General features: G+C 69.6%; 12 protein-coding genes. 7 read left to right on the top strand and 5 right to left on the bottom strand.

Annotated elements, in window-relative coordinates; genetic code table 11:
- Window positions 1-29: 29 nt before the first annotated feature.
- From JYJ93_RS00665 to JYJ93_RS00655, 3 genes are all read right to left on the bottom strand, one after another.
- Entirely contained in the window at window positions 30-680 is a 651-nt protein-coding gene (locus JYJ93_RS00665; protein WP_206785786.1) for an Eco29kI family restriction endonuclease, read from the bottom strand.
- Complete coding sequence (locus tag JYJ93_RS00660) at window positions 670-1,839, bottom strand: DNA cytosine methyltransferase (RefSeq protein WP_206785785.1); 1,170 nt, start codon at window positions 1,837-1,839, stop codon at window positions 670-672. The genes JYJ93_RS00665 and JYJ93_RS00660 overlap by 11 nt, the downstream gene beginning before the upstream one ends.
- Before the next feature lie 163 nt (window positions 1,840-2,002).
- Window positions 2,003-2,479, bottom strand: a complete 477-nt coding sequence (locus JYJ93_RS00655) for a very short patch repair endonuclease (RefSeq protein WP_206785783.1) — start codon at window positions 2,477-2,479, stop codon at window positions 2,003-2,005.
- A gap of 396 nt (window positions 2,480-2,875) precedes the next feature.
- On the opposite strand from JYJ93_RS00655, the gene JYJ93_RS00650 reads away from it, so the two are divergent.
- The 3 genes from JYJ93_RS00650 to JYJ93_RS00640 all read left to right on the top strand — a co-directional run bounded on the left by JYJ93_RS00650 (window position 2,876) and on the right by JYJ93_RS00640 (window position 10,413).
- Complete coding sequence (locus tag JYJ93_RS00650) at window positions 2,876-7,639, top strand: DNA topoisomerase 3 (RefSeq protein WP_206785782.1); 4,764 nt, start codon at window positions 2,876-2,878, stop codon at window positions 7,637-7,639.
- A 248-nt stretch (window positions 7,640-7,887) separates the two neighbouring features.
- Complete coding sequence (locus tag JYJ93_RS00645) at window positions 7,888-9,282, top strand: MBL fold metallo-hydrolase (protein WP_206785779.1); 1,395 nt, start codon at window positions 7,888-7,890, stop codon at window positions 9,280-9,282.
- A gap of 315 nt (window positions 9,283-9,597) precedes the next feature.
- On the top strand, window positions 9,598-10,413 hold the full coding sequence (locus tag JYJ93_RS00640) for a matrixin family metalloprotease (protein WP_206785777.1): 816 nt from the start codon (window positions 9,598-9,600) through the stop codon (window positions 10,411-10,413).
- Window positions 10,414-10,499: 86 nt separating this feature from the next.
- Here the strand turns inward: JYJ93_RS00640 and JYJ93_RS00635 are convergent, their stop codons facing one another.
- On the bottom strand, window positions 10,500-10,877 hold the full coding sequence (locus tag JYJ93_RS00635; RefSeq protein ID WP_206785775.1) for a DUF5335 family protein: 378 nt from the start codon (window positions 10,875-10,877) through the stop codon (window positions 10,500-10,502).
- 123 nt (window positions 10,878-11,000) lie between these two features.
- Window positions 11,001-12,149 carry an AAA family ATPase gene (locus tag JYJ93_RS00630; protein ID WP_206785773.1) on the bottom strand — a complete coding sequence of 383 codons (1,149 nt, stop codon included), beginning with the start codon at window positions 12,147-12,149 and terminating at the stop codon, window positions 11,001-11,003.
- A 213-nt stretch (window positions 12,150-12,362) separates the two neighbouring features.
- On the opposite strand from JYJ93_RS00630, the gene treZ reads away from it, so the two are divergent.
- The 4 genes from treZ (at window position 12,363) to JYJ93_RS00610 (ending at window position 17,689) form a co-directional block, all read left to right on the top strand.
- Window positions 12,363-14,207, top strand: a complete 1,845-nt coding sequence (gene treZ, locus JYJ93_RS00625; RefSeq protein WP_206785772.1) for a malto-oligosyltrehalose trehalohydrolase — start codon at window positions 12,363-12,365, stop codon at window positions 14,205-14,207.
- A gap of 150 nt (window positions 14,208-14,357) precedes the next feature.
- The gene (locus tag JYJ93_RS00620) at window positions 14,358-15,620 is read left to right on the top strand and encodes a discoidin domain-containing protein (protein WP_206785771.1); all 1,263 of its coding nucleotides are present in this window, start codon (window positions 14,358-14,360) and stop codon (window positions 15,618-15,620) included.
- A 153-nt stretch (window positions 15,621-15,773) separates the two neighbouring features.
- Complete coding sequence (locus JYJ93_RS00615) at window positions 15,774-17,204, top strand: M20 family metallopeptidase (protein WP_206785770.1); 1,431 nt, start codon at window positions 15,774-15,776, stop codon at window positions 17,202-17,204.
- A 65-nt stretch (window positions 17,205-17,269) separates the two neighbouring features.
- A complete protein-coding gene (locus tag JYJ93_RS00610; protein WP_206785769.1) occupies window positions 17,270-17,689 on the top strand; it encodes a VOC family protein in 420 nt (139 codons plus the stop codon).
- Window positions 17,690-17,811: the final 122 nt, after the last annotated feature.

The following is a 17,811-nucleotide window of genomic DNA, read 5'->3' as shown; positions in this document are numbered from 1 at the left end:
CCAACAGGGGGCAGTTTGTAGGCAATTGGTTATTGCTCGTCGTCCTCGGTGAACAAGTCGGGGTCGCTTCGAAGCGCCGGCATCTTCGCTCCCGGTCGATGATCCTTGAGGAACTCGCTCAAGCGTTGCTTGGCGTCCCCCCGTTTGCGGCTGGCGACAAGCTTCTCCGCCCACCCTCTACCGGGATGAAGCGTGTCCCACCAACTACGCTCACCTTGATGGCGTCCGGAGCCCGGGTCGTGGTTACCAAAACCCTCGATGCAGACGTTCCAAACGGGTTGATAGTGCTCGATGAGAAAGCGCTCGGCCATGGTGATCCAGAGTGGCGTCACCACGAGGTATCTTGCCAGGAAGTCCTTTGGGTCGAGGTTATCCGCAGCCCTGATGGATTCCCGGTGTTGGCGGAGGCGAGAGTAGAGCGACCGAGAAGCTCCGGTCTCCTTGGCTCCCTTGCGCGCCCCAGCCGGGACGGCCTTGCCTACGTAGATAGGCCACTGCGCCTTCTTGGAACTGACAGGCGCGTATATATCCAGTTTCCCCTTGTAGAAGAGGGCGTAGACCCCGGCACCTTCGAAAGGTATGTCCAGATCCAGGGTATAGGGCCCCCGGGTCATCAACTCATCGACGCAGTTCTTCGTCAGGTTGGCGTAGTCGAGTGGATTGTACTCGTCAGTGCTCATCTCCCGCATTCAACTTCGCCGCCACGCTGTTGGCCACCACGGCGGCGAGGTCCACTGGGACTGCATTGCCCAGTTGCCGCATCGCCTCCGACCACGAACCCTCGAAGAGCCAGGTGTCGGGGAAGGTCTGGACGCGCGCGGCTTCACGCACGGTGAGGTACCGGACCGAACCATTCGGATATGCGATCATGTTCTCGCCGCCCGGCACTCCGTGGACGCCCGCTTTCAGCGTCTTCGACGGAAGATCGATGGGGCTTCCGGTGTGCCCTGGATAAACCCTCGCGCCCGGGTTGAGGCGATGATTGCTGAAGTCCTTGGCGTCGCGACCCGCGATGGGCTCGGGGAGGCCCGCGATGGCGTCTCGCACCGTGCGCCAGGGCTGCGTCTTGAAGGGTCCTTCCTGCTCCAGGTCGCTCAGCTTCACTCCCAAGCTGACCGGTTCGTTTCTCGGCGCGCGGATCCGGTGACGCTTCCAGTACTCCTTGGTGATGTACTGGTCCCACTTCAGCGCATCCAGGCTGTGCGTTGGCTCGGGGAAGTGCCACTCCAGGTTCGTGTCGGAACGGAAACCCACGACGAAGACCCGCTCACGGGTCTGGGGAACGCCGTAATCGGCCGCGTTCAGCAGCTCGGAGATCACGTTGTACTTCAGGCCCTGGTGCCGCCCCTTCGTCCGCACCTCTTCCAAGCGGTTGCGATGGTCGGTCCACTCTTCGTCGCGCTTCTTGGTGATGGTCGGGTACTCGAGCTGGAGCTTGATGTACTCGAAGTAGTTGCTGAAGCTCTGCCGCAGCAGGCCCTTCACGTTCTCCAGGATGAACGCGCGCGGCTGCAACTCACGGACGGCGCGGACGAACTCGGGGAACATGTTGCGGCTGTCGTCCTGGGCGCGGTGCTTGCCGCCAAGGCTGAAGGGCTGACACGGCGGTCCGCCCGCGACGAGGTCCACTTCGCCGAAGAGGTCGAAGGACATCATCCGCACGTCGGTCTGATGCACCCGCCAACCGCTGATGCCGGGCAGTGCGTTCAACTTCGCGTTGCGTCGAAGGGTGTCGCACGCGTCGTCGTTCCACTCCATCAGACCGCGATGGTGGAAGCCCGCCAGGTGCGTTCCCAAGGCCAGGCCACCCGCGCCCGTGAACAGTTCAATCGAGTCCATGCGTGGGTCCATACAAGGTCGGGCTGACGAACGAGCCCGCGATGAATGGGTCGTGGTACCGCGGAACCTCGGTTGGCGCCATTTCCATCATGCGCTTCACGGTGAGGTTTCGAGCATGGAACCCCACGCCGTGATCCGGTTCACGCGGTGCTACATCCTGGGCTCACGCATTGGCTGCGGGCTCGGTGCCAGCGGCCGAGTCAACGTCCCTGGCCGCGAACTTGGAGGGCCCCAGGAATTCCATGATCCGTTCGGTCAGCTGCTCTGGCGAGCAGGTGAGCTCGCACTCCCAGATTTCAAGGACCGACCATCCCAGCGCCTCAAGCTGCGCGCGCTTCGCCAGATCGCGCTCCCGGTTCGACTCCAATTTGGGGAGCCAGAAGTCGAGGCGGGACTTGGGAAGTCGCGCCAGGGGGCAGGTGGGGTCGGGATGTCGATGCCAGAAGCAGCCGTGCACGAAGATGGCCTTACGCCGACCGGGAAACGCGAGGTCGGGCTTCCCTGGCACCTTGCCGTAGTGAAGCCGGTAACGGTGTCCGAGCGCGGTGACCAGGCGGCGGACAACGAGTTCGGGCTTCGTGTTCCGCCCCTTCACGCGCGACATCCGCTCGCTGCGCTCCTGAGGGGTCAGCGTATCCATGCCTTCTCCCAAGACGTCGTCGAGATGCCGCCTCGCCATTGGCGTCCGCTACAGGAGAGCAGGATCGCCTGGGACCTCCAGTGCCATCCCATCGAACGTACGTCGCACGTCCCGAGGCGACAATCCAACCTGAGAGGCCTTCACCACGACGCGCCAACCATCGAGATGCGGTCCCGCTTTCGCTTGGCCCTTTGGGAGAGGAGTAAGCGTGCCGAGTGATCGCGACAAGTAGGAGAGGCGCGAGGTCCGGGCCCCCTGGTGGGGGAGCGGGCGTGACGGAGCGGGACAGGGGGGCCCTGGCCATGTCAGCCTCTCGCGATAGGGAAGGGTAGGGACGCGCACGGTGGGGGGCCCGACCCCGCGGGTGGGCGTTCAGGGGCGGGGAGGGGACAGGTCATGAGGTGGGATGAGATGGGCGAGTCGCCCGGATGGGACAGGTCGGTGTCGCGGGACGCGAGCGTGGACGGTGGGACGGCTCGCGGTGGGCGGAGTTCCGTCCTCGCGGTGGTGGCGGAGAAGCCCGCCGTGGCGCGCGACATCGCCCGGGTGCTCGGCGCCAACGAGCGCGGCGAGGGCTTCCTTCGCGGCAACGGCTACGTCGTCACGTGGGCCATTGGCCACCTGGTGGGCCTGGCCCAGCCACATGAGATCCGCCCCGAATGGAAGAAGTGGCACCGCTCGCAGCTGCCCATGCTGCCGGGGGACTGGCCGCTGGTGGTGTCGGACTCCACGAAAGCCCAGTTCGAGGTCGTCCGCCGCGTGATGAACGCGCCGGAGGTGTCCGCCGTGGTGTGCGCCACGGACGCCGGGCGCGAGGGCGAGCTCATCTTCCGCTACATCTACGACGCCGCCGGGTGCCGCAAGCCGGTGCGGCGGCTGTGGGTGTCGTCGCTCACCGAGCGCGCCATCCGCGACGGCTTCCAGCACCTCAAGGACGGCAAGGCCTACGCGCCGCTGGCCGCCGCCGCCATGGGGCGCAGCCGCGCGGACTGGCTCGTGGGCATGAACCTGTCGCGCCTCTACACGCTGGCGAGCGGGACCTACGGCAACATGCTGTCCGTGGGCCGCGTGCAGACGCCCACGCTGGCCATGGTGGTGGAGCGCGAGCTGGCCATCCGCGACTTCGTGCCCCGGGACTACCTGGAGGTCGTGGCCACCTTCTCGCCTCGCGGCAAGGGCGCGCCCGTGGGGGTCCGCTACCAGGGCACGTGGTTCCGCTCGGGGCCGGATGGCAAGCCGGTGATTCCGCCGGGCTACGAGTCCGTGCGCGAGGCGCGCCGGCTGGACGCGGACGGCGTAGAGGCGGGCCGGGTCATCGACCGCGTGCGCGGCGGCAACGCGGTGGTGGAGTCGCTGGACGCGGAGACGAAGCGGATGGCTCCGCCGCTGCTCTACGACCTCACGGAGCTCCAGCGCCACGCGAACCGGCTCTACGGCTTCAGCGCGCAGCGCACGCTGGAGGTCGCGCAGGCGCTCTATGAGAAGCACAAGCTCTTGAGCTACCCGCGCACCGCGAGCCGGCACCTGTCGGAGACGGTGGCGGACACGCTGCCGGAGGTGGTGCGCGCCATCGAGGCTCCGTACCGGGAGGACCTGGCGCCGGGCACGGGCGAGCGCCCGCTGGGCAAGCGCTACGTGGACGACTCGAAGGTGACGGACCACCACGCCATCATCCCCACGCCCATGCCGGCGTCCGGCGTGCGGCTGTCTCCGGACGAGCAGCGCCTCTATGACCTGGTGTGCCGGCGCCTGCTCCAGGCGTGGCACGAGGACCACGTCTGGAAGGTGACCACGGTCATCACCGCGGTGACGTCGAAGGGGGACGCGGGGCCGGTGGTGGACCGCTTCCACAGCGCGGGCACGCAGGTGGAGAAGGTGGGCTGGAAGGTCCTGGACGTGGGGGGCGGGCAGAAGGCGCCGCGCCTCAAGCCGGAGGGCAAGAAAGGCGCGGACAAGGACAAGGAGGAGGAGCCGGACGACGAGCCGCAGGACCTGCCTTCGGGGCTCGCGCGCGGACAGGCGCAGACCGTGGAGGACGTGGAGGCGGTGAAGAAGCGCACGCGTCCGCCGCCGCGCTTCACGGAGGCCACGCTCCTCACGGCGATGGAGTCCGCGGGGCGTACGCTGGATGAGAAAGAGCTGGTGGACGCGATGCGCGACACGGGGCTGGGCACGCCCGCCACGCGCGCCGCGACCATCGAGCTGCTGCTCGAGCGCGAGTACCTGACCCGTGAGGGCAAGCGCCTGGTGGCCACGGACAAGGGCATCCACCTCATCCAGGTGGTGCACCCGGACGTGAAGTCCCCGGTGATGACCGGGCAGTGGGAAGCGTGGCTCCAGCGCATCGAGCGCGGGCAGGGCGCGCTGGATGCGTTCATGAGCGGCATCGAGGCGTATGTGCGGGAGGTCGTGGGCCAGGCGCCCACGTCGCTGCCGCCCACGCCGGTGGCGGGCCCTGGGGCCCGGAACGAAGCCGCGGCATCGAGCGCGCGCTTCGAATCCACCCGGCCGCATCCCGCGAAGGCCCCCACCGAGGACCTCTTCCGGACCCGTGAGGCCGCGACCGCCACCGTGCAGGCCGCGGCCCGTGCCAATACCGCGCGCAATGAGGTCGGTGCCTCCGCGAGCATGGCGGGAGATGGCTCCCGCGCGTTCGGCCACGGTGCGACAGGGGATGCACGTCACGCAGGGGCTTCCACCCATGGTGGCTCCGACGGCCATGGGGGCGCCGTCGCACAGGCCGCGCCGCCGCGCGTACAGGACCGGCCTCCCAACATCCCCTCCGCGGAGGTGCGCACCGCCTTCGTGCAGGCCTCCTCCGAGGGCTTCGGCCGAGCCAAACGTCAGCCCCAGACCGTGAACATGGGCAGCACCCGGCCGGAGCGCGTGCACCGTGCTCCCACGCCTCCGGACAAGCTGCGCGGACTCCTCAAGGAGGCCTTCGGCTTCAACGACTTCCGCCCGTACCAGGAAGAGGTCTGCCGCGCGGCCACGTCCGGCGAGGACCTGCTGCTGGTGATGCCCACCGGCGCGGGCAAGTCCCTCTGCTACCAGCTCCCGGGCCTGGCCCGCGCGGGCACCACCGTCGTCGTCAGCCCGCTCATCGCGCTGATGGAGGACCAGGTGCTGCGGCTCCAGTCGCTGGGCTTCGCCGCGGACCGCATCCACTCCGGCCGCGACCGGGCCACCTCCCGGCAGGTCTGCGCCGAGTACCTCGAAGGGCGCCTGGACTTCCTCTTCATCGCCCCGGAGCGCCTGGGCGTCCCCGGCTTCGTGGAGCTGCTGGCCCGCCGCACGCCCTCGCTCATCGCCATCGATGAAGCGCACTGCATCTCGCAGTGGGGCCACGACTTCCGTCCGGACTACCGGCTGCTGGGCTCGCGCCTGCCGCTGCTGCGTCCCGCGCCCGTGGTGGCGCTCACCGCCACCGCCACGCCGGACGTGCAGAAGGACATCGTCCAGCAGCTGGGCCTGCGGGGCTCACGCGGCGGCGCCGCGCACACCTTCATCCACGGCTTCCGCCGCACCAACATCGCCATCGAGGTGCGCGAGCTCAACCCGGGCGCCCGCGGCGACGCCATCCTGTCCCTGCTCAAGAACCCGGAGCACCGGCCCGCCATCGTCTACGCGTCCACGCGCAAGCACGCGGAGCAGTACGCGGACCTGCTCGCGCACGACTTCCACTCCGCGCCGTACCACGCGGGCCTCCAGCCGTCGGAGCGCGACCGCATCCAGGCCGCCTTCCTCAAGGGCCACCTGGAGGTCATCGTCGCCACGACCGCGTTCGGCATGGGCATCGACAAGCCGGACGTGCGCACCGTCATCCACGCGGCGCTGCCCGCGAGCCTGGAGGGCTACTACCAGGAGCTGGGCCGCGCGGGGCGCGACGGCAAGGACTCGCGCGCGGTGCTGCTCCACGCCTTCGTGGACCGGCGCACCCACGAGTTCTTCCACCGCCGCGACTACCCGGACCCCTCCGTCCTGGAACGCATCTACCAGGCCACCTCCAACGAACTGGAGCCCAAGGCCTCCATCCAGGCCCGCGTGCGCGGCGACCCGGAAATCTTCGACAAGGCCCTGGAGCAGCTGTGGATCCACGGCGGCGTGGAGATGACCCCGGACGAGGACGTGCGGCGCGGCCGGGCGGGCTGGGCCGTGGCGTACATCGCGCAGCGCGAGCGCAAGCAGCTCCACCTGGAGCAGATGGGCCGTTACGCGGAGGCGCATGACTGCCGCATGCGCCACCTGGTCGCCCACTTCGGCGACGTGCAGGACTCCGGCGCCGCCTGCGGCCTGTGCGACGTCTGCGCCCCCGAGTCCTGCGAGGTGGTCCGCTTCGAGGAGCCCTCCGCCCTGGAGGCCCACGCGCTGGGCCGCATCCTGGAGGCCCTCCACGCCCGCGACGGCCAGGCCACCGGACGGCTTCACCGGGAGCTCTTCGGGGAGCAGCTCCACCGCCGCGACTTCGAACGGCTCGTGGGCGGGCTGGTGCGCGCGGGGCTGGTGCGCCTGGAGTCGGACTCGTTCGACAAGGACGGCCAGGTCATCCAGTTCCAGCGGCTGGCCCTCACGGACACCGGCCGCCGTGCCCGCGTCATCGCTCCCGGACAGGTGGTGCTCCCCCAGGCGCGCGAGGTGCCCTCCAAGAAGCGCAAGGGCCGCACGGCCGCCGGTGGCACGAAGCGCGCGTCCCGCAAGCGCGCCGCCTCCAGCGCGGAGGGCGCGTCTCGGGGACGCGGCAAGAGCCGCCGGGGCGCCTCGGAGTCCTGGGCCCCTCGCGCCGCCTCCGACGACTTCAGCCAGGAGTCCTTCCCCACCGAGGCCCCTCCGGCCCGCGGCTGGAAGGCGCGCGCCACGCCGGAGTCGTCGCCAGGCCGGGGTCCCCGCGCCTCCTGGAACGCGTCGCGCAACGCGGCGCCGGACTTCGACCCGCCCCCAGCGTCCCCCGCCCTGGTGGCCACCCTCAAGGAGTGGCGCCTCACCGAGGCCCGCAAGCGCAAGGTGCCCGCCTTCCGCATCCTCACCGACCGCGTGCTGGACGCCATCGCCAGCGCGAGGCCCTCCAGCGGGGCGGAGCTGATGTCCATCCACGGCGTGGGCCCGACGCTCGCGGAGCGCTACGGACCGCAGATCCTCTCGCTCGTGTCCCGCCGACGCTGACGCCGGGCGGATCCGCGTGTCACCCGGCGGACAGGGGCGCGTGGATCCACCCGTCCAGGGCACTCCAGGGGCAGCGCCGTCCGCCTCGAACCGCCTGACAAGGGAACGCCTTTTCCTGGGCCGCAGGCGCGGGGGGCTACCGGCCAGGCGTGAAGCTTGTTTCCCAAGCTTGTAGGCAAAAGTCCGGGTGCCACCTTCTCGTCCACACGCGCAATGGGAGCGGCGTGAGGGGTCCAAGGGGGCGCGCAATGGAGCTGGGTTTCGAGACGATTGGCAACGCCACACTCATCTGTCACGACAACGGGCCGGTGCTGGTGACCGACCCCTGGACGGACGGGGACGCGTACTTCGGCAGCTGGACCCTGTCCCACGAGATTCCGGAGGAGCAGCGCCAGTCCATCCGGGACTGCCCCTACGTGTGGCTGTCCCACGGCCACCCGGACCACCTGAGCATGGCGTCGCTGGAGAAGCTGCGGGAGCGCACGCTGCTGGTCCCCAACCACGTGGGCGGCCGCATCCGCGACGACCTGCGCGAGGCGGGCTTCAAGGTCCAGGTGCTCCAGGACCGCGAATGGACGCGCCTGTCCCCGCGCATCCGCGTGCTGTGCATCCCGGACGTGAACCAGGACGCGGTGCTGCTGGTGGAGGTGGGCGGCCGGCTCATCGTCAACCTCAACGACGCCGGTGACCGCGGCCAGGGCCGCTTCGTGCGCCGGGTCATCAAGGAGTACAGCGAGTCGTACCTCCTGGCCCTGTCCGGCTACGGCGACGCGGACATGATGAACTTCTTCACCGAGGACGGGCGCCGCATCCTCCCGTACGCGGCGGCGAAGACGCCCGTGGGACAGACCATCGCGCGCATGGCGGAGACGTACGGCGTGCGCTACTTCGTCCCCTTCAGCTCCATGCACAAGTACCAGCGCTCCGACAGCGTCTGGTGCTCCGAGTACACCACCACGCTGCCGGACTACGCGCGGGGCTTCGCCTCCAACACCTGCGAGATGCTCCCGGCCTTCCTGCGCCAGGACTTCACCAACGACTCCTCCGTCTCCATCAACCCGAAGGAGCGCGCCATCAAGCCGGTGGACTCCAAGGAGTTCGGGGACGACTGGAGCGAGCGCCTGGAGGCGGACGAGGTGAAGCAGCTGGAGCAGTACTTCCGCGCCGTCGAGCACCTGGGCACGGTGATGGACTTCCTGCGCTTCCGCGTGGGCGGCCAGGAGCACGTCATCGAGTTCAACAAGCGCCGCTTCCACAAGGGCATCACCTTCGAGGCGCCCCGCAACTCGCTGATGACCGCCGTGAAGTACCAGGTGTTCGACGACCTGCTCATCGGCAACTTCATGAAGACCACCGTGCACGGCGGCTTCGGCAAGGGCAGCCTCTACCCGGACTTCAGCCCCTTCGTGGCCAAGTACGCGGACAACGGCAAGGCCCGCACGGCGGCGGAGCTGCGCAACTACTTCAACGAGTACCGCAGCCGCGACATGGTGGGCTACCTGCGCCACCAGCTGGACGCCCACTGCGTGCGCCCCCTCCAGATTCAGTCCGCGGAGCTGCTGCGCACCCTGCTGCCCCCGGGCTCCAACAGCTTCCGCATCGCCAAGGAGACCTACTGGAAGATGCGCCGCGCCATCCTCTAGGGATTCCCCGGAAAGCCACAGCCAGGGCTGACCGGAATCAGGACACCTTGCTGTCTCTTTCCAAGACAGTAAGAGCCGCCCGGGAAAAGCATAATCCTTCAGGGTACTTGGCTTTGTAAACGTCACGTGAAGTGACGGTTGACGTGGGGAGGGCTGGAGCGGGAGCGCTCCAGCTATCCCCGCGTTTCCTGTTTTTCTCCTGGGGAGTGCCGTTGGCCCGACAGTTGCTCAATGGCCCGGCGCGCGACACGCGGCTGGCGGGAAGGCCAGGGCGGTGGTGGCGCATCCCTCGAAGCACACAGGAAGAGTCTCCCAATGCTCAAGTTCCGCTCTGTTGCGATGCTGGCTGGCGTGTCGCTGACGCTCGGCGCGTGCGGTGGCCCCGAGTCCGCGCAGGAGTCCGAGGTCAAGCCGACGTGGGAGGAGTTCCAGGCGAACGCCTACCGCGAGCCGTGGGAGGGCGGGAAGATCATCGTCAACGGTGACGAGGCCCTGGAGTCCGAGGAGGAGCTGAAGGCCTACTTCCACAACGTCGTCGAGGCGCAGCTGGGCAAGTCCCAGGACGGCCTGGCCGTGTACTACATCGGCGGCGACATCAAGTGGAGCAGCACGCAGAAGCTGAACCTCACGTACTGCATCAGCAACAACTTCGGCACCAACAAGACGAAGATGGTGAACGCGATGGCGAGCGCGACGGCGGCCTGGGAGGCCACCGCGAGCGTCAACTTCACCTACCTGTCCCAGTACGACGCGTCCTGCACCGCGTCCCAGTCGGGCGTGCTGTTCGACATCCGTCCGGTGTCGGGCCAGTCCTACGTGGCCCGCGCGTTCTTCCCGAACTCCAGCCGCTCTGGCCGCAACGTGCTGGTGGACAGCAGCGCCTTCGGCAACCTGTCGCCCTGGACCCTGACGGGCATCCTGCGCCACGAGCTGGGCCACACGCTGGGCTTCCGTCACGAGCACACCCGCTCCACGGCGAGCGGCTGCTACGAGGACAGCCAGTGGCGCGCGCTGACCTCCACCTACGACCGCTCCTCCGTCATGCACTACCCGCAGTGCAACGGCACCCAGACGGGCGACCTCGTGCTGACGACCCTGGACAAGCAGGGCGCCCGCGCGCTGTACCCGTGAGCTGAGCTTCACGCTTGAGGGGGCAGGGGCCGGTGGGAGCGTCCTTTCGGACGCGCCCGTCGGCCTCGTGCCGTTTCTGGCGGCGGTTAGAAGCGGGCGGAGACCTCGTCGGCCTCCGTGGGGCGCTCGAAGAAGATGAGCGTCTTGCCGCCGCGCTCGCCAATCTCCAGGCACTCCAGCGCGCCCGTGTCGCTGTCCAGCTCCGCGTAGACGTGGTCCGGTTCGAGGATGCGGTGGGTGATGCGCCCGTCCTCGCGGCCCACGATGATCTGCACCGCGCCGGAGTCGCTCCCCTTCCTCTCCAGGGAGATGTCCACCAGGGGCAGGCGGTCGGCGAGCGGCTGGTCGCCCGTCTCCGCGTCGATGGACTCCACGCGCACCCACTGGGTGACGTCCTTCTTGCTGATGCCGGCGAGGTAGCTCGCCCACTGCTCCCGGGGGATTTCCTGGTTGATGTGTGCCATGGGTCCGCCTCCGCGGCTGTCGTGTGCCTCAACCGTAAGGCGTCTGACTCGCGGGTGAAGGACGGGCCCGGCTGAACGACGCTCCGGGGGCCCCGCGGACCGGGCCCCGGTGCGTTGGCTGCTTCAGCCGCGCACGGCGTGCACGGCGTCGTCCTTCAACACCAGGCGCACGGTGGCGGCCTTGCCGTGGCCGAAGTGCTCGTAGGCGGCCTGCTCCAGCACGGGGGCCAGGGCGGTGCGCAGGCCGCGAGCGCCCGTCTCGCGCTTGAGGGCGCGGGCGACGATCCACTCGCGCACGCCCGCGTCCACGGTGAGCTCCAGGCCCTCGTGGGCGAACTCGCGCTCCCAGGTGCGCAGCACGTTGTCCTGGAGGATGTCCCCCAGCGTGGCCGCGTCCAGCGGGTTGAAGGACACCAGCCGGTTGAAGCGGCCAATCAGCTCCGGGATGAAGCCGTAGCGGGAGAACGCGGTGGTGTTCTCCAGGTGCTCCTCGGTGATGCGCGTGGCGATGGACTCCAGGTCCTTCTGGCCACCCTTGCCGGGCGTGCGGCCAAAGCCCACGCGCTCCACGTGGGTCATGGTCTCCGCCGTGCCCCGGAAGCCGCTGAAGGCGCCGCAGGCGATGAAGGTGATGCAGCCCATGTCCAGGGATTCGGAGCGGATCCGGCTGGTGAAGCCGAAGTCCGGCGGGAAGGTGGCCTGCGCCGCGGAGAGCAGGTGCAGCAGGCTTCGCTGCACGCCGAAGCCGCTCACGTCCTTGGTGGTCTGCTGGCCGGAGAAGCGGCTGTCGGAGCGGCTGGTGGCGAGCTTGTCGAACTCGTCCATGCAGATGACGCCGCAGGCGGCCCACGCCGCGTCGCGCTCCGCGGCTTCGTAGAGGCGGGACAGCAGGGTGCTGACGTCGTCGCCCACGTAGCCCGTTTCGGAGAACTGGGTGGCGTCCGCGAGCACGGTGGGCACGCCCAGGATCTCCCGGAACATCAGCTCCACGAGGAACGTCTTGCCGGAGCCGGTGGGGCCCAGGAAGAGGGCGTTCTCTCGGGTGCCGGGCTCGGGCTCCAGCCCCTCCAGGTACAGCCGGCGGATGCGGCGCAGGTGGCGGTAGGCGAGCACGGAGGCCGCGCGGCGGGCCTCGGACTGGCCCCGGTAGCCCAGGTCTCCCAGGCGCGCGTCGATCTCCTGCGGCGACAGCACCTCCAGCGCGGCCACGCGCTCCTGGATGGGCGGGCCTTCGGGGAAGGCGGAGGGTTCGACGCCGGAACGGGGAGACATCGCGGTGGGCTCCAGGAGGGCAGGCTCGGCGGCGCCCATCATCCGGGACGTGCGCGGGCGCCACAAGCCATCCCCCCGTGACGGAGGGCGTGCGCGCCTCCGTCCGCCGGTCCGCACTCGTGGGCCCCGAGAGGTCGGCCCGTGAACAGCGGTGGGCCTTGAGGGCGAGGGGTGCTCCCCGGGCCCGCGTCCGCGCATTAACAGGGACACGACATGGCTCAATCGATTGAAGCACGGTCCCAAGCGCCCCGGCTGGGTGCGTGGGCGGAGGGTTCCTCGGTGCGCTGGCGCGTCTGGGCGCCCGGCCACAAGGGCGTGGACGTGGTCCTCTACGACGCGCAAGACCGCGTCCTGCGCAAGGTGCCGCTCACCGCCGAGGCGGACGGCTGCTTCGGCGGCGCGCTGCCGGACCTGCCCGAGGGCACGCGCTACAAGCTCAGCGTGGACGGCGGAGACCCCTTCCCCGACCCGTGGTCCCGCTCGCAGCCCGGGGGCGTGCACGGCCCGTCGGAGGTGGTGGGCTCCGACCACGGCTGGACGGACTCGCACTGGAAGGGGCCGGATCCGCGGGCGATGGTCATCTACGAGGTGCACGTGGGCACCGCCACGCCGGAGGGCACCTTCGAGGCGTTCATCCCGAAGCTCGCCCACCTGCGCGAGCTGGGCGTGAACACACTGGAGCTGTTGCCGGTGGCCAGCTTCCCGGGGGCCCGAAACTGGGGCTACGACGGCGTGGACCTCTTCGCGCCGCAGGCCACCTACGGCGGGCCCCGGGGCCTGCGCAAGCTCATCGACGCGGCGCACGCGCACGGGCTCGCGGTGCTCATCGACGCCGTCTACAACCACTTCGGACCGGACGGGAACTACCTGCGCGCGTACTCGCCGCACTACTTCACCGGCAAGCACCACACGCCCTGGGGCGACGCGGTGAACTACGACAGCGAGGGCAGCCGCTTCGTGCGCTCGCTGGTGCTCTCCAACGTGGAGATGTGGATCCGCGACTACCACGCGGACGGCCTGCGCCTGGACGCCGCGCACGCGCTGGTGGACGACGGCCAGCCGCACCTGCTCGCTGAAATCGTGGAGCGCGCCCACGCCGCTGGCTCCGGCCGCCGCGTGGTCGTCATCGCCGAGGACGAGCGCAACGAGCGCAAGCTCGTCACGCCCGCGTCCGAGGGCGGCTACGGCCTGGACGGCGTCTGGGCGGATGACCTGCACCACCAACTGCGGCGCGCCTTCGCGGGCGACCACGAGGGCTACTATCAGGACTACACGGGCAGCGCGGAGGACCTGGCCGCGACGCTGCGGCAGGGCTGGTTCTACACGGGCCAGAAGTCGAAGAACCTGGGCCACGCGCGCGGCACGGACCCGAAGGGGCTGGGGCCGTGGCACTTCGTCCACTGCATCCAGAACCATGATCAGGTGGGCAACCGGCCCTTCGGCAACCGCCTGTCGGAGGACGTGTCGCCGGCCGCCTACCGCGCCATGAGCACGCTGCTCCTGATGTCGCCCTTCACGCCGCTGCTCTTCATGGGCCAGGAGTGGAACGCGCGCACGCCGTTCCTCTACTTCACGGACCACAACGCGGAGCTGGGCAAGCTCGTCACGGAGGGGCGCCGCAAGGAGTTCGCCGGCTTCTCCCGCTTCAAGGGCGAAGAGGTGCCGGACCCGCAGGACCGCGACACCTTCACCCGCTCCACGCTGGACTGGGGCGAGCTGGCCCACGCGGAGGCCGCGGGCGTGCATACGCTCTACAAGGAGCTGCTGCGCCTGCGCGCCACGGAAGCGGTGCTCACCAGCCGTCAGGGCACGCACGACGCCCGCGCGCTGGGGCCGGACGCGTTCGTGCTGGAGCGCCGCGCGGAAGGGGACACCTTCCTCATCTTCGTGAACCTGCGGGGCTCGCTGGTGCACACGCTGAACCCGCACGCGAGCGCGGGCATCGTCATGTGGAGTGAGAACCCGCGCTACGGCGGCACCGTGGAGGCGTCCCCGCTCACCGGCAACGTCGTGCGCCTGGAGGGCCCCTCCGCCGCGGTGGTGAAGCTGCGCGAGTAGCCCGCACGCAAAGGCAGACACGGTTTCACGCGCGGCCCGTCACCCCGGAAGCAGGGGAGGCGGGCCGCGACGTATTCGGACAGTGAAACATGCAACGACAAGGAATGCCCTCGGGGCCGGGCCGGTACACGGCCGCCAGGAGGAAGCACCTTGTCTCAATCTCATCCATCACCGTGGAAGCGGCACCTCACCACCGCGAGCGCGCTCGCGCTGTTCGCGTCCGCGGCACCGGCGCTCGCCGCGTCGGGCTTCACCGCTGTCACCGCCAGTGGGAATGACGGGAACCTTCCGTCCGCCTCCATCGACGGCAACCTCACCACGCGCTGGTCCAGCGACGGCGTGGGGCAGTGGCTCCGGGGCGACCTGGGCAGCGTGAAGTCGCTGTCCGCGGTGGACATCGCCTGGCACCGGGGCGACGAGCGGACCAACACGTTCGTCCTCGCCACGTCCACGGATGGCACCACCTGGTCCACGGCCGTGTCCACGAAGTCGTCCGGCACCACCGCGAACTTCGAGCGCTACAGCTTCACCGCGCGCAACGCCCGCTACGTGCGCGTCACCGTCAACGGCAACTCCGTCAACACCTGGGCCAGCATCGCGGAGTGGGCCGCCATCACCGGCGCCGCCACGCCCACGGCAGGCAAGGACCGCTTCGGCGTCACCATGCTCTACCCCTCGAAGTCCGGGGGCGAGGCGTGGACGCTGGCGGACAACGCGCTGGCGGATTCGCGCTTCGACCCGCAGGACACCATCACGCGCAACAGCGACGGCTCCTGGAAGATGAAGGACAAGCAGGTGCGGATGAGCGTCTTCACGTCCACGGGCTACGACGACCGGAAGATTCCCACCTACGACCGGGACGTGCTCGCGAGCCGCGGCTACATGCAGGCGCCGAACGACTGGAAGAACATCGAGATGACCGGCTTCGTGAAGGTCAACGCGGTGGCGGACGTGAAGGACAACTTCGCCTGGTACGCGCGCGGCGGGAAGCACAACGACAAGTACTCCGGCTGCGAGGGCAGCAGCTACAAGGCGGGCCTGCACTATGACGGCCGCGCGCGCTGGGAGAAGGAGACCTGGCACGTCTCCTACGAGCAGACGCCCTACGTCACCGCGACGTCCGCGCTGAAGGGCCGCTGGGTGGGCTTCAAGGCCGTCATGCGCAACATCACCGTCAACAGCCAGACGGCGGTGAAGCTGGAGCTGTACGTCAACGAGAACGCGGACAAGGTGACGTGGAAGAAGGTCTACGACCAGACCGACGCCGGCCGGTGGGGCGGGGATGCCCAGCACTGCGGCGGCGCCGTGCCGGCCGCGCCCATTACGTGGGGGGGCCCCATCGCGGTGTTCCGCTGGGACAACGCGACGGACGTGGACTTCAAGTGGCTGAGTGTTCGCGAAATCCAGCCCTGAACCCCGCGTGAAGACGGGCCCGCGCGCGGCCTGACGCAGGACGGCAGGCCGCGCGCAGGGCGGGCGGGGAGGCCCGGGTGGGGGTGTCCCGGCCGTGGGGAGGCGGGGCTTTCCATCGACAGGGGGCGCCGGGGTGGGCAGCATGGCGCCGCCATGAACGTCGACCAAGCCCTCGCCTCGTCCGAGCGCATCTGGGAGCAGGAAATCCTCCCGGCGCTGGAGCGCTACATCCGCATCCCCAACAAGTCGCCCGCCTTCGACCCGGACTGGGTGAAGTCCGGCCACATGGAGCAGGCCGTCCAGCTCATCGCGGACTGGTGCCGCGCGCAGGCCACGCACCTGCCGGGGCTGACGGTGGAGGTGGTGCGGCTGAAGACGGCGGACGGCAAGGACCGCACGCCGGTCATCTACATGGAGGTGCCGGGCACGCGCGGTGACGACACCGTGCTGCTCTACGGCCACCTGGACAAGCAGCCGGAGATGACCGGCTGGCGCGAGGGCCTGACGCCGTGGACCCCCGTGCGCGAGGGCGACAAGCTCTTCGGGCGCGGCGGCGCGGATGACGGCTACTCCGCGTTCGCGTCGCTGTCCGCGCTGCGGCTGCTGAAGGAGCAGGGCGTGCCGCACGCGCGCTGCGCCATCGTCATCGAGGCGTGCGAGGAGAGCGGCAGCTACGACCTGCCCGCGTACATCGAGGCGCTGGCGCCGCGCATCGGCAAGCCGTCGCTGGTGGTGTGCCTGGACTCGGGCTGCGCGAACTACGAGCAGCTGTGGATGACCACCAGCCTGCGCGGCATGGTGGCCGGCAACCTGCGCGTGGACATCCTCACGGAGGGCGTGCACTCCGGTGACGCGACGGGCGTGGTGGCGTCCTCCATGCGCATCATGCGGATGCTGCTGTCGCGCGTGGAGGACGAGGCCACGGGCCACATCAAGGTGCAGGCCCTGCACACGGAGATTCCCGAGGGTCGCCGCCAGCAGGCGAAGGCCGCCGCCCAGACGATGGGCGACGAGCTGTTCTCCAAGTTCCCCTGGGTGGAGGGCGCGCGCCCGGTGACGACGGACGGCGTGGAGCTGGTGCTCAACCGCACCTGGCGTCCGGCGCTGGCGCTGACGGGCGTGGAGGGCGTGCCGGCCCTGGCGAGCGCGGGCAACGTGCTGCGCCCCTTCACGACGTGGAAGCTGTCCATGCGCATCCCGCCGCGCGTGGACCCCAAGGCGGCCGCGAAGGCGCTGAAGGAGACGCTGGAGAAGGACCCGCCGTACGGCGCGAAGGTGTCGTTCGAAGGGGACAAGGCGTCGGTGGGCTGGGACGCGCCGCCGCTGGCCGGCTGGCTGTCCAACGCGGTGGAGAACGCGTCCAAGGCGTGCTTCGGCAAGCCCGCGATGGCGATGGGCGAGGGTGGCACCATCCCGTTCATGGGCATGCTGGGTGAGCGCTTCCCGGAGGCGCAGTTCCTCATCACGGGCCTGTTGGGGCCGGGCAGCAACGCGCACGGGCCCAATGAGTTCCTGCACATCCCCACGGGCAAGAAGCTGACCGCCGCGGTGGCGAGCGTCGTCGCGGACCACTTCAAGCGGTAGTCGTGCCTCAACGGAGAGACGGGGGCCGCACGTGCCCCGTCCTCCTCGGTTCTCCTGGAGCCCCCATGCCGAGCAAGCCCCGCCGCACCGGCCACGTCCGTTCGCAGCCCCTCATCGCGGTGCGCGACGTGGAGGCCAGCAGCCGGTGGTACCAGCAGGTGCTCGGCTGCGAGAGCGGGCACGGCGGGCCCGAGTACGAGATGTTGCTGAACAACGGCGAGCTCGTGCTCCAGCTCCACGCGTGGGACCTGGATGAGCACGCGAACCTGATGGGGCCGGACACGGCGCCGAAGGGCCACGGCGTGCTGCTCTGGTTCGAGACCACGGACTTCGACGCGTGCGTGGAGGCGGCGCAGGCGCTGAAGGTGGAGTGGGTGGAAGAGCCGCACGTGAACCCGAACTCACGCCGCTGGGAGTTCTGGGTGAAGGATCCGGACGGCTACGTCGTCGTCGTGGCCGCGGAGTCGCGAGCGAAGCGCTCCTGACGCGCCTTATCCGGGGCAGGGCTTTTCGGCGGCACGAAGCGGCGCCTCGGCGCCCCGTCTTGATGCCAGCGACGACGCGCTGACGCGCGTTACCCGAACAGGATTTGTCCGCCGGACCGGCG

This window comes from Corallococcus sp. NCSPR001, assembly GCF_017309135.1.
Taxonomy (GTDB): Bacteria; Myxococcota; Myxococcia; order Myxococcales; family Myxococcaceae; genus Corallococcus.
The sequence above is the reverse complement of the archived record's forward strand: the minus strand, read 5'-3'. Positions and strand labels throughout refer to the sequence as shown.

Bases quoted from the DNA above. Each gene is read 5' to 3' on its own strand.
- JYJ93_RS00650 (WP_206785782.1), top strand. From the start codon at position 2,876: ATGAGGTGGGATGAGATGGGCGAGTCGCCCGGATGGGACAGGTCGGTG.
- JYJ93_RS00645 (WP_206785779.1), top strand. From the start codon at position 7,888: ATGGAGCTGGGTTTCGAGACGATTGGCAACGCCACACTCATCTGTCAC.
- JYJ93_RS00630 (WP_206785773.1), bottom strand. From the start codon at position 12,149: ATGTCTCCCCGTTCCGGCGTCGAACCCTCCGCCTTCCCCGAAGGCCCG.
- JYJ93_RS00615 (WP_206785770.1), top strand. From the start codon at position 15,774: ATGAACGTCGACCAAGCCCTCGCCTCGTCCGAGCGCATCTGGGAGCAG.
- JYJ93_RS00610 (WP_206785769.1), top strand. From the start codon at position 17,270: ATGCCGAGCAAGCCCCGCCGCACCGGCCACGTCCGTTCGCAGCCCCTC.
- JYJ93_RS00635 (WP_206785775.1), bottom strand. From the start codon at position 10,877: ATGGCACACATCAACCAGGAAATCCCCCGGGAGCAGTGGGCGAGCTAC.
- treZ (WP_206785772.1), top strand. From the start codon at position 12,363: ATGGCTCAATCGATTGAAGCACGGTCCCAAGCGCCCCGGCTGGGTGCG.
- JYJ93_RS00655 (WP_206785783.1), bottom strand. From the start codon at position 2,479: ATGGATACGCTGACCCCTCAGGAGCGCAGCGAGCGGATGTCGCGCGTG.
- JYJ93_RS00665 (WP_206785786.1), bottom strand. From the start codon at position 680: ATGAGCACTGACGAGTACAATCCACTCGACTACGCCAACCTGACGAAG.
- JYJ93_RS00640 (WP_206785777.1), top strand. From the start codon at position 9,598: ATGCTCAAGTTCCGCTCTGTTGCGATGCTGGCTGGCGTGTCGCTGACG.
- JYJ93_RS00660 (WP_206785785.1), bottom strand. From the start codon at position 1,839: ATGGACTCGATTGAACTGTTCACGGGCGCGGGTGGCCTGGCCTTGGGA.